Annotated in this window: 10 protein-coding genes; 9 read left to right on the top strand and 1 reads right to left on the bottom strand. The window is 27.9% G+C overall.

Going from position 1 to position 12,635, the window contains the following annotated elements; translation table 11 throughout:
* Positions 1-29 precede the first annotated feature (29 nt).
* The 9 genes from rnc (at position 30) to CRV11_RS00290 (ending at position 11,216) form a co-directional block, all read left to right on the top strand.
* A complete protein-coding gene (rnc, locus tag CRV11_RS00250; RefSeq protein WP_136131341.1) occupies positions 30-710 on the top strand; it encodes a ribonuclease III in 681 nt (226 codons plus the stop codon).
* Positions 707-1,567 (top strand): GTPase Era, encoded by an 861-nt coding sequence (gene era / locus CRV11_RS00255; protein ID WP_136131342.1) that lies wholly within the window; start codon positions 707-709, stop codon positions 1,565-1,567. The genes rnc and era overlap by 4 nt, the downstream gene beginning before the upstream one ends.
* Positions 1,568-1,820: 253 nt before the next feature.
* Positions 1,821-2,552: a pyridoxine 5'-phosphate synthase gene (gene pdxJ / locus CRV11_RS00260; protein ID WP_136131343.1), complete on the top strand. Its 732-nt coding sequence runs from the start codon at positions 1,821-1,823 to the stop codon at positions 2,550-2,552.
* Complete coding sequence (gene acpS, locus CRV11_RS00265; protein WP_136131344.1) at positions 2,552-2,932, top strand: holo-ACP synthase; 381 nt, start codon at positions 2,552-2,554, stop codon at positions 2,930-2,932. The genes pdxJ and acpS overlap by 1 nt, the downstream gene beginning before the upstream one ends.
* A 137-nt stretch (positions 2,933-3,069) precedes the next feature.
* Entirely contained in the window at positions 3,070-3,705 is a 636-nt protein-coding gene (yfhb, locus tag CRV11_RS00270) for a phosphatidylglycerophosphatase C (RefSeq protein WP_136131345.1), read from the top strand.
* A 42-nt stretch (positions 3,706-3,747) separates the two neighbouring features.
* A complete protein-coding gene (tadA, locus tag CRV11_RS00275; protein ID WP_199732485.1) occupies positions 3,748-4,227 on the top strand; it encodes a tRNA adenosine(34) deaminase TadA in 480 nt (159 codons plus the stop codon).
* Positions 4,228-4,438: 211 nt separating this feature from the next.
* On the top strand, positions 4,439-8,332 hold the full coding sequence (gene purL, locus CRV11_RS00280) for a phosphoribosylformylglycinamidine synthase (protein ID WP_136131347.1): 3,894 nt from the start codon (positions 4,439-4,441) through the stop codon (positions 8,330-8,332).
* 79 nt (positions 8,333-8,411) lie between these two features.
* Positions 8,412-9,665: a serine hydroxymethyltransferase gene (glyA, locus tag CRV11_RS00285; RefSeq protein WP_136131597.1), complete on the top strand. Its 1,254-nt coding sequence runs from the start codon at positions 8,412-8,414 to the stop codon at positions 9,663-9,665.
* Between the two features lie 555 nt (positions 9,666-10,220).
* Positions 10,221-11,216, top strand: coding sequence for a YrzE family protein (locus tag CRV11_RS00290; RefSeq protein ID WP_136131348.1), 996 nt, complete (start codon positions 10,221-10,223; stop codon positions 11,214-11,216).
* Positions 11,217-11,279: 63 nt separating this feature from the next.
* On the opposite strand, the gene suhB is transcribed toward CRV11_RS00290, so the two are convergent.
* Complete coding sequence (gene suhB, locus CRV11_RS00295; RefSeq protein WP_136131349.1) at positions 11,280-12,065, bottom strand: inositol-1-monophosphatase; 786 nt, start codon at positions 12,063-12,065, stop codon at positions 11,280-11,282.
* Between the last annotated feature and the right edge of the window lie 570 nt (positions 12,066-12,635).

Here is a 12,635-nt window from a genome sequence, read left to right on the forward strand (position 1 = left end):
ATTTATGAATGTAAAAATTTTGGAATCACATGAACCATTTTTTGATAAATAAACTTCAAAATAAAATTGGCTATACTTTTATACACTTAGAACTTTTAAAGCAAGCTTTAACACATCGTAGTGCAAACAGTAAACATAATGAGCGTCTTGAATTTCTTGGTGATTCTATACTTAACTATGTAATTGCAAATGTACTTTATCACAAATTTCCATACATAAATGAAGGTGATATGAGTCGTATGCGTGCTACTTTAGTAAGAGGAAATACATTGGCTGAAATGGCACGTAAATTTAATCTAGGAGAATGCTTGCGTTTAGGTACAGGTGAATTAAAAAGTGGAGGATTCCGTCGAGAATCTATACTTGCTGATACAGTAGAAGCAATTATTGGCAGTATTTTTCTTGACAGTAATATTCATACAATAGAAAAGTTAATTTTAAATTGGTATCAAACTCAATTAGATGAAATCAGTCCAGGAGATAAACAAAAGGATTATAAGACTCGTTTACAGGAATATTTACAAAGCCGTCATCTACCATTACCTGCTTATGTAATGGTTATGGTCCGTGGTGAAGCGCATGATCAAGAATTTACAATACATTGTCAAGTTAGTGGAATAGCAGAGCCAATTATAGGTGTTGGTTTTAGCCGTCGGAAAGCAGAGCAAGCTGCTGCCAAACAAGCTTTAGTTATATTGGGAATTAAATGAATAATTATATTACTTTCTGCGGTGTTGTGTCAATTATTGGACGATCAAACGTTGGAAAATCTACATTAATAAATAAATTATTAGGAGAAAAAATATCAATCACTTCATGTAAATCAAATACTACTCGCCAGTGTATTACTGGCATTTATACAGAAGATCAATATCAGATTATTTACTTGGATACTCCTGGCTTAAATATAAATAATAACAAATTACCATCTAATAAAAACTTACAAAATTTAATAAAAAAAATCATTAAAGACGTTAATTTGGTAATTTTGGTTATTGATGGTAAGCACTGGACATTTGATGATGAATTAATATTAAACGAAATATCTAATATTACGCAACATTTAATTGTGGTAATAAATAAGATAGATGTTATTAAGAACAAAATCTATTTATTGCCCTATATTGAATTTTTAAGTAAAAAAATTAGATATTTAGAGATTGTTCCTGTGTCTGCTAAAACTGGTAAAAATGTAAACATTATTCTAGATATAATTAAAAAACAATTACCCAAAAACGATCACTATTATTCTAAAGAACATATAACTACTTGTTCTGAACGTTTTATAGCATCCGAAATTATTAGAGAAAAGTTGATGCGTTTCTTTGGTGAAGAAATACCTTATAGATCTATAGTTGAGATTGAAAATTTTATTAATAAACAAAACAACTATGATATAAATGGTGTAATTATTGTTAGACATAACAGTCAAAAAAAAATTATAATAGGGCATAAAGGAAATAAAATTAAAATCATAGGTGAACAAGCCCGGCTAGATATGGAAAAAATATTCAAAACTCAAGTAAGATTATACCTTTGGGTAAAGGTAGGCTCCTCTGTGCATTAAAACTAATTTATTTAATATTTTAATTGCCAATAAAATTACGATATAAAACATATTTTTATAGATAAAAATATGATATATTTAACGTTAATGTAAAGCTTAAATTATATTTGCTAAGTGATAGAAATAAATATTTTTATCGCTTCGATACTTATTAAAAATTATAAATTTATCTAATTTTTAATAAACTTAATTGATTAACAATATTTTAATTTCCTACTACATTATTAGAAGCTATAAGTAAAAAAGGATTACAATGACTAATTTGATGTTAGGTGTTAATGTTGATCATATAGGTACTGTACGTAATGCCCGAGGTATTAATTATCCTGACCCTTTACTGGCAGCGTTAATAGCTGAACAATCAGGTGCAGATAGTATTACAGTTCACCTTAGGAAAGATCGTCGTCATATCACAGATCGTGATGTTATAATAATTAATAAAACAATACAAACTAGAATGAATCTTGAAATATCTATTAATAAGGATATGATTGCTTTTGCCTGTGAAGTTAAGCCTTATTCTTGTTGTTTAGTTCCTGAAAAAAGACAGGAAATTACTACTGAAGGAGGATTAGATATAATAAGTAATAAAAATATTGTTGATAGATCAGTAAAATGCCTTCAAGATGCAGGGATAATAGTTTCATTGTTTGTTAATGCTGATATAAAACAAATAGAAGCCGCAATAAACAGTGGAGCTCAATACATTGAAATTCACACAGGTATATATTCAAGCACAACAGAAAGTTTATTGCGTGATAAAGAACTAAATCGTATCAAACAATCTGTAAAATTTTCTGTAAACAATGGATTAAAAGTTAATGCTGGGCACGGTTTAAATTATCATAATGTTATCCCTATTGCATCCATACCTGAAATATATGAACTGAATATAGGTCATTCAATTATTAGTTATGCTTTAATTAACGGTTTAGAAAATGCGGTTAAAAATATGAAACAATTGTTACGAGAAGTTCATAGGTAATGGCTATCTTAGGAATAGGAACTGATATTGTTGAAATAGAACGTGTGGTCAAGATTATTAATCGTTTCGGGAAAAGATTGTCTAATAGAATATTAACTAAATTTGAATACCAACAATATCAATCAAATAAACAACCTGCTAGATTTTTAGCAAAACGTCTGGCTGTTAAGGAGGCTGCTGCAAAAGCACTTGGTATAGGTATACGAGATGGATTAGCTTTTAATCAATTTGAAGTTTTCAATGACCCGCTAGGTAAACCAAAATTATTATTTTTCCAAAATGTAAATAAATTAGCAGAAAAACTAGGAGTAAAAAATATACATGTCACACTTACAGACGAACGTTACTATGCTTGTGCTACAGTAATCATAGAAGATTAGTCAGCATATAATATCAATTTATTTAAATATAATTAATTACTTATGTTACTATAAGTATAAAATATTGTGGTCGGTTATTTATGCGATTTTTATGTTAATTGTTTTATAAATAACAGATAAACATAGGAAAATAAATTTTGCTGGGACATATACAGAGACGTCGAGTAGTTTTTTTTGATTTAGATGGTACATTACATAAACAGGATATATTTGGTAGTTTTATAATTTATTTGTTAATAAATTATCCACTAAATATAATAGTGTTATTGTTACTATTACCTGTAATAGCACTGGGATTAGTAATTAAAGGTTTTTCGGCACGTTTTCCGATGAGTTTATTGCTTTGGTCTCTTACTGTTGGTAGAAATGAACATTTATCATCAATAATAGAGAAAGAATTTGTAAAGTTATTTAAATCTCATATAAAAATTTTTCCAATAGTACAAAAAGAACTAATTAATTATCTTAATGATGACACTGATGTTTGGATCATTACAGGTTCACCGCAAAAATTAGTTGAAGATATTTATTGTGATTTCCCTTTTTTTAAAAGAGTAAATTTAATAGCTAGTGTTATGGAACGTAGGTGGGGAGGGCTAGTATTGAAAACACGTTGTCTAGGTTATGAAAAAGTAATTCAATTAGAAAAAAAAATCGGAGCACCATTAAAACTTTATAGTGGTTATAGTGATAGCAAAAAAGATGATCCATTACTCGTTTTCTGTCAAAAACGTTGGCGTGTTACTCCTTGTGGAATATTAAAAAAAATATAATAACAAAATACATATTAAAAATATTTTAAGGAACATATGATATTGAATCAACTACAACAAGATGAACACTGGATGCAATATGCAATAGAATTAGCACATATAGCTTTTGAAGAAGGAGAGGTACCAGTTGGTGCAGTTTTGGTAAAAAATACTGAATTAATTAGCAAAGGGTGGAATAGTTCTATCAGTAAACATGATCCAAGTGCTCATGCTGAAATGATAGCAATACGTGAAGGTGGCAAGATTTTAAAAAATTATCGTTTATTAAATACTACATTATATGTAACATTAGAACCTTGTGCAATGTGTGCTGGAGCAATGGTACATAGTCGCATTGATAGGTTAGTTTATGGTGTACGAGATATGAAAACAGGAGCAGTAGAATCAGTAATGAATATTCTTAGCTATTCAGGAATAAATCATAAAATACAATTAACTTCGGGTGTGTTGTCTAATACATGTGTTTCATTGTTGCATAATTTTTTTGATACAGTTCGCAAAAGAACCAAAACAGTTTCTTAAAAAGATGTTATATAACGTATTTTTAAAATACATTGAAAAATAAATAGTGTATAATGTTTGATTAATTATTTATGTTTTCAATATATCTTTGTTTAATTGAACGATCTTGATCAATTTTTGTATATTACTAAATTATATATACAATATAATTTATTATTAAGTTTTTAATATAAATTACAACTTGTATAAAATTAAGATAAGAGATTTTGTAATGATTGAAATTTTTCGTGATATTTTTGTTTTTTCAGGTTCTTATAAAAAAAAATTAATCAACAGTTTTAAAAATGATAACTTGATAATAAATGATATTTATGCTGAATATGTTTATTTTGTATATACACAAATACCACTAGATGAAAGAACAAAAAATCGTTTAAGATCTTTAATAAACCAAAAAAAATATAATTCTAAACAACCTTTACAAGGTCGTATGTTATTAGTTACACCGCGCCCTGGTACGGTTTCATCTTGGTCTTCGAAAGCTACAGATATTATTTATAATTGTAATTTTCCTCAAATAATTCGTATAGAACGAGGGATCGCTTATTACATTGAAACTCCTGAATTTTTTAATGAACTACAATGGCAAATAATATCTAAAACTTTACATAATAGTAGATTTGAAAAAACATATACTTCATTTTTACATACTAAAGATTTATTCTATGAAAGCTCTCCTAAGCCTTTAAAAAAAATTGATATAATTAATAAAGGTCGCAGTGCCCTGATTGAAGCAAATAAACAGTTAGGTCTAACACAGACAGAGGAAGAGATTGATTATATATTAAATTATTTTGTTAAATTAGGGCGCAATTTAAATGATATTGAAATGTATATGTTTGCGCAGATTAATTCTGAACATTGCCGACATAAAATTTTTAATGCTGAGTGGATTATAGATGGACATAAACAAAAGAAATCTTTATTTGAGATGATAAAAAATACCTTAAAACAAACTCCAGATTATATTCTGTCAGCATATACAGATAATACTGCTGTTATGGAAGGCTCAAAAGCAGGTTTTTTATTTCCTCAAAACAACAATAATCAATACAGTTATCATCATGAACATTTACATATTACAATGAAAGTAGAAACTCACAATCACCCAACTGCTATCGCTCCTTGGCCTGGAGCAGCAACAGGAGCTGGAGGTGAAATTCGTGATGGAGCATCTGCAGGAATGGGTTCAAAACCAAAAGCAGGTTTGGTAGGGTTTTCAGTTTCTAATTTACTTATCCCAGGTTTTGAACAACCTTGGGAAGTACATTTTGGTAAACCAAATAATATAGTGAATGCAAATAATATTATGATTGATGGTCCCTTAGGTAGTGCTTCATTTAATAACGAATTCGGTCGGCCAATATTAAGCGGTTATTTTCGTACTTATGAAGAAAAAATCATCTGCAATTCCGGTTACACAGAACTTCGTGGGTATCACAAACCAATTATGCTAACTGGTGGGATAGGTATTATTAGAAATCAACATATTTACAAAGGGAACATTTCAGTTGGTACAAAAATCATTGTTTTAGGTGGTCCAGCTATTAATATTGGTTTAGGGGGTAGTACTGCTTCTTCTAAAATTTATGATAAATCTGATAATAGTTTAGATTTAGCATCAATACCTCATGAAAATCCAGAAATGGAACGTCGTTGTCAAGAAGTTATTAATAACTGCATACAATTAGGGGAAAATAATCCAATATTATTTATTCACGATGTTGGAGCAGGTGGTTTATCTAATGCTATACCAGAACTGTTAAATTTTGCAAAGCGTGGTGGAATATTTAATCTTCGTAAGATTTTAAGTAATGAGCCTGGCATGAGTCCTTTAGAATTGTGGTGTAATGAATCCCAAGAAAGATATGTAATTGCAATTGCACCGAAAAATATACCTATATTTGATTCTATTTGTAAACGTGAAAAAGCTCCTTATTCTATAATAGGTGAAATTATAAAAAATCGAAATATTACTTTAATTGATGATTATTTTAAAAATCAACCTATTAATATTCCCATATCTATCTTAATAGATAAACAGCCCAAAATAAAAATTTATGCACGAAAAACAAACAAAATAAATAATGTGAAATTAAAATTTAACAATATTAAATTAGTTGATGCAGTTAAGCGTGTTTTACGTTTACCAGCAGTAGCCGAAAAAACATTTCTTATATCTATTTGCGATCGTAGTGTGACAGGTCTAGTAACTAGAGATCAAATGATTGGACCATGGCAAGTGCCAGTTGCTAATTCTGCAGTTGTTGCAGCTGGTTTCGACAGTTATAAAGGTGAAGCTTATGCTTTAGGAGAACGCCCAATCGTTTCTTTAATAGATCCTATTGCTGCTAGTAGGTTGGCTATAGGAGAAGCAATCACAAATATAGCCTGTACAAATATCGGATATTTAAAAAGAGTAAAAATTTCTGCAAATTGGATGTCTGCTTTCAATCATCCAGGAGAAGACTTAGCTTTATATAAAGCTATTAAAAATATCAGCGAAGAATTGTGTCCTATTCTAGGTATTACTATCCCAGTTGGTAAAGATTCTATGTCAATGAAAACCAATTGGTATAATGGCAAAGAAATGCATGAAATGATCTCTCCAATGTCATTGATAGCTACATCATTTTCTCGTATACAAGATATTCGTCTTACTGTTACTCCTCAGATGAAATCTAATTGTAATAATATACTAATATTAATTGATCTAGGTAATAGATATAATTCTTTAGGTGCTACATCTTTATCTCAAGTGTATCGACAATTAGGAAATGAAGCAGCTGATATAAGAGATGCAGAACAGCTGAAAAATTTTTTCAATGCTATCCAAACATTAATTGTTCAAAAAAAATTATTAGCTTACCATGATAGATCAGACGGTGGTTTATTAGTAACATTAGCAGAAATGGCATTTGCGGGTCATTGTGGAGTTGATGTAGATATTAGTTCTTTGGGTGATGATCCTTTATCTGTACTATTTAATGAAGAATTAGGTGCGGTTATTCAGGTAAATAAATCTGAATATAATGAAGTATATCAAGTTTTTATAGAAAACAATCTAACATTTTGCTCTCATGTCATAGGGAATTCTATAAATGATGATATTTTTATCATTCGTTCAGGTAATAAGGGAATTATTTATCGTGAAAATCGTTCACTTCTTCGTGAATGGTGGGCAGAAACAACATGGCAAATGCAACGTTTAAGAGATAACCCTATTTACGCTGATCAAGAACATGAAGAGAAAAAAAATAATCACAACCCTGGATTAAATGTAAAATTAACTTTTCAATTAAAAAATTTCGCATCTTCATTATTAACTAAAAATCCTCGAGTTGCTATATTACGCGAACAAGGTGTTAATTCCCATGTTGAAATGGCAGCTGCTTTTACACGAGCAGGTTTTATCGCTGTTGATGTACATATGAATGATATTTTTTCTGGATCAGTGAAATTAAAGGAATTTCAGGTTTTAGTTGCTTGCGGGGGATTTTCTTATGGAGATGTTCTAGGTGCCGGTCAAGGATGGGCAAAGTCTATATTATTTAATTCCCGCGTTTGTGATGAGTTTGCAGATTTTTTTCATTCAGATCAAACGTTATCTTTAGGAATATGTAACGGTTGTCAAATGATATCAAATTTGAAAACAATTGTTCCAGGTAGTCATCTATGGCCTAATTTTATACAAAATAAGTCAGAAAGATTTGAATCGCGTTTCGTCTTAGTAGAAATAAATAATAGTCCTTCCTTGTTTTTTGAAGACATGAAAAATTCTCAACTTCCTATTGTTATATCACATGGTGAAGGATGTATAGATATTTCTGCAAATAAATCTTTATCAGATCTAGAAGTTAATAATCTTATTGTATTAAGTTTTGTTGATAATTTTGGAAAAGTTACAGAAAAGTATCCTGCTAATCCTAATGGCTCTTCTAAAGGGATCACGGGACTAACCAATGACAATGGACGTGTTACTATAATGATGCCTCATCCTGAAAGAGTATTTCGTACTGTAAATAATTCATGGCATCCAATATCTTGGGGTGAGGATAGTCCATGGATGCAAATGTTTTATAATGCACACAGACAATTTTTATAATTTCTATTAAATGCGGCAACAAAATATTTCTTACAAAGAATTAACAAAATTATTTTGATTTATAAAATATTTGGAGTGTATAATGTCACGAATATTAAATATTGCAGATTATGATATTGATTTATGGACAGCTATAGAACAAGAGACATTGCGACAAGAAAATCATATTGAGTTAATAGCTTCTGAAAATTATACTAGTGAATATGTTATGCAGGTTCAAGGGACACAACTTACTAATAAATATGCGGAGGGTTACCCCGGAAAGCGTTATTATGGTGGTTGCCAATATGTAGATATTATAGAAAAATTAGCTATTGAACGCGCAAAAAAATTATTTAATGCTGATTATGCTAATGTTCAACCTCATTCTGGTTCTCAAGCTAATTTTGCAGTGTATACAGCACTATTAAAACCAAAAGATACCATACTCGGTATGGATTTAAATCAAGGTGGTCATTTAACCCATGGAGCATCTGTGAATTTGTCTGGAAAACTATACAATGTAATTCAATATGGGATAGACGCAAATGGGAAAATAAATTATGAAGAAATTAGTAAATTAGCAAAAGAACATAATCCTAAAATGATTATAGGCGGTTTCTCTGCGTTTTCAGGTTTATGCAATTGGAAAAAAATGAGAGACATTGCTGATAGTATTAATGCATATTTATTTGTGGATATGGCTCATGTTGCTGGATTGGTAGCTGCTGGTATATATCCTAATCCTGTTCCTTATGCTCATGTTGTTACCTCAACAACTCATAAAACATTAGCTGGTCCTCGAGGTGGCCTTATAGTTGCTAAAAATGGTGATAAAATTATGTATGATAAGATAGATAATTCTGTCTTTCCATGTAATCAAGGCGGACCATTGATGCATATTATAGCTGCTAAAGCTATTGCATTTAAGGAAGCAATGGAGCCCAAATTTAAAATTTATCAAAAACAAATAGTTAAAAATGCACAATCTATGGTAAAAACTTTTATTTATAGAGGATATAAAATTGTTTCCAATAGTACTTTTAATCATATGTTTTTAATAGATTTAACGAGTAAAAATTTAACTGGAAAAAAAGCTGATATTGCTTTAGGTAATGCAAATATTACTGTAAATAAAAACAGTATTCCCAATGATTTGCAGGGACCATTTATCACATCTGGTATTCGTATTGGTACTCCAGCTATAACACGCCGTGGTTTTAAAGAATCAGATGCATCTAATATAGCTGAGTGGATTTCTGATATATTAGATAATATTCATGATAAAACAGTTGCTTATGATATAAAACAAAAAGTGTTAAATCTTTGTAGACTTTATCCTGTATATCCATAATATTTTATTAAAAATTTATCTTAAAAGATTCTATGATAATATCTGCATTTTATTATTTGGTTACTAATAATAATATTGTAAATATATTTATATTTAGCTATAAATATATTATTATTTATAATAATATTGATCAGTTTGATATAAATTAGTTCACCATTTAGAATGGTAATTTTACACAAATAATTCTTGTATCATAATAGTAATGATATTAAATTATGAAAATTATTTTTAGAAAACTGTATGTACACTAGTTATTATTCGATATAACTAAAAATTAGTTATTTAAATAAATATTTAACATATAATATTAGAAATATATACCACGAATAAATATTATTATTTTTAAATTTCTTATAGTAAAATTGCCGTTATTACGTTGTTTATATAAATTATATGTTATAAAATTGTTTTATTTTTTATTTGCGTCATTATTACTTCTTTACAAACTTTTCTGGTGAAAAAGTATTTCTCTGACTAATCTAACAATATACATATTAAATATTCATAATACTGGAATATTTGTATCTTTACTTCCTGTTGCAAGAGGATTTTATTATGTTTGATACTAAAATAAATGATAACATGGAAAAAAATTCGTTAAATCAAAGAACAAGTGATGTATTACATGGTAGTTCTATTTGTTGGAGTTCAATTTTTGTAGGCGTTATATTTACTTTTATTATACATATATTTTTTACTTTATTGGGAACTGTGATTACTAAGACAGTAATTGATCAGAACGGTTTATATAAGATAGGTAATAATGTATTAATTTGGACAGGTGTTACATTAATCTTATCTATATCAGTAGGTAGTTTTATTGCAGGACGTTTAGCAAGGTGTGCAGGAGCATTACATGGATTATTGGTTTTTTGCTTAAATACATTAATTACCGTATGGTTAGCGTTTTTATTAAGCACTAATATCTTAGGTGATATTATGAATATCGCTTATTCTAACCTTAAAAATATAGAGGATAACATTAATGGTAAATCAATATCTGCTACAAAATGGCATAACAACAAAAAAAATGTAGTAGATAGAAACACAAATAAATTAAAAGGAGAAGTAGATATTGGATTTAGTAATAACTTTGACAAATATCAGAGTAATTTAGATCAAATGGTTTATAAATTAGCTAGGACAGTATATAATGATAATATGTTTTATATAACCAATGATTTAAATATTTCTCATATAGATTTAGTTGGTTTTTTTCAAAAAACTCAAAATTACGATAACAACATATTATCTGTAAATGATACAAAAATATCTAATAAGAAAGCTATTATATCCAATATCAAAAAACCTGATAGGGAAATTGATAAAGCAATCAAAGAAAAAGAAACAGATAAAAAATTAGAATCAGATATAAACAAACAGGAAACAACAAGTAATAAAGATATTTTACCATCAAATAATGCTGCATTTAGTAAGATAGTAAAAAAATCAATCACAAAGCATACTTGGTTTACGTTAGGCGTAATGATATCTGAAGCATGTTTATCTATTATTATGGGGATCATAGGATATAGAAGTAAATTTAATTAACCGTAGAATATTTGAATTTAAGAAAGGCAACAAAAATTGTTGCCTTTCTTTTCTGTTTATTGTTTATGTATTGCGCATTTTTAACAATATTGCTTTTAGTATTTGAGGATTAGCTGCAATAATATTATTTGAATTCATATAATTATGATTACCATTAAAATCAGAAATTAAACCTCCTGATTCCTTTACTAATAACTCACCTGCACCAAAATTCCAAGGTTGTAATCCAATATCAAAATAACCATCTATACGTCCTGCTGCCACATATGCCATATCTAATCCTACTGAACCACTACGCCGAAAGTCTATATAATCCTGATGAAATATTTTACTAATCTTTACAATATATTTTTTATTATTTTGTTGCAAAGAAAAAAAATAACCTATAGCCAATATTATTCCTTTAAGATCTATTGCTGTACTACATCTCAAACGATATCCATTAAGTTGTGCTCCTCTGCCACGTACAGCACTAAATAACTCATTAAGTATTGGGGCATAAATTACAGCTAATTCAGATCGATCTTTAATAATTAAAGTTATTGAAATTGAAAAATTAGGTAAACATTTAAAAAAATTCTGAATACAATCTAAAGGATCAATAATCCATTTTATATCTTTGTTTGATCCAACGATCGTACCATGCATTTCAGTAATAATATTATGATGAGGATAAGATTTATTAATTATCTCGATAATTGATTTTTCTAATTCAATTTTAACCGCACTTATAATTTTTGTGCTATTGTGTTGATCAATTTTAACTGAGCTTACTATTTCATAGTTTTTAATAATCAAGTTTCCTGCTTTTCGCACTGCACGTATAGCAATATTTAGCATTGGATGCATTTTATTTCTCGTCAACTATCCATATTATAAAAGTAAAAATTTTAGCAGAAATAAATCAATCTTTTTATAGGTTAATAGAATTTTTATTGTTATACAATATCGTTTTAACAAATATTAATTAATGTTGTATTAAATAAAAATTGTTTTTATATAATTTATGTTATTTAAAATATAAAACATTTAGATAATTATTATTAATAAATAATTATAAATTATTTGATATAAAATTATTTATAACATTGTTATAAATTAAAATATTATAATGTTATTTTAAAATTAAATACTAATTATATCTAATTTATAAACATTATATATTATTAATTAATGTGAAATTATTACTAATAATAATATATTTATAATTTAATAAAGATAAATATTAAGTAAAATTTTTATATATTACATAACATTTGAGATTAATTATAAAGATTGTATTCAAAAACTACTAAAATTATAATCTAATAATTATTAAATAATATTATATCAAAATTTATATTTAATATATGTTGATTATTTATAAAGATCTTTTTAAGGTTTTAAAAACATACAATTTAAAAAATATATCGAAAAAAA

It is taken from the genome of Candidatus Pantoea edessiphila, assembly GCF_002933335.1.
In the GTDB taxonomy this organism is placed as follows: Bacteria; Pseudomonadota; Gammaproteobacteria; order Enterobacterales; family Enterobacteriaceae; genus Pantoea_C.

Excerpts from the sequence above, each read along its gene's own strand:
- rnc (WP_136131341.1), top strand. The coding sequence starts at position 30 with ATGAACCATTTTTTGATAAATAAACTTCAAAATAAAATTGGCTATACT.
- era (WP_136131342.1), top strand. The coding sequence starts at position 707 with ATGAATAATTATATTACTTTCTGCGGTGTTGTGTCAATTATTGGACGA.
- pdxJ (WP_136131343.1), top strand. The coding sequence starts at position 1,821 with ATGACTAATTTGATGTTAGGTGTTAATGTTGATCATATAGGTACTGTA.
- acpS (WP_136131344.1), top strand. The coding sequence starts at position 2,552 with ATGGCTATCTTAGGAATAGGAACTGATATTGTTGAAATAGAACGTGTG.
- purL (WP_136131347.1), top strand. The coding sequence starts at position 4,439 with ATGATTGAAATTTTTCGTGATATTTTTGTTTTTTCAGGTTCTTATAAA.
- CRV11_RS00290 (WP_136131348.1), top strand. The coding sequence starts at position 10,221 with ATGTTTGATACTAAAATAAATGATAACATGGAAAAAAATTCGTTAAAT.
- suhB (WP_136131349.1), bottom strand. The coding sequence starts at position 12,065 with ATGCATCCAATGCTAAATATTGCTATACGTGCAGTGCGAAAAGCAGGA.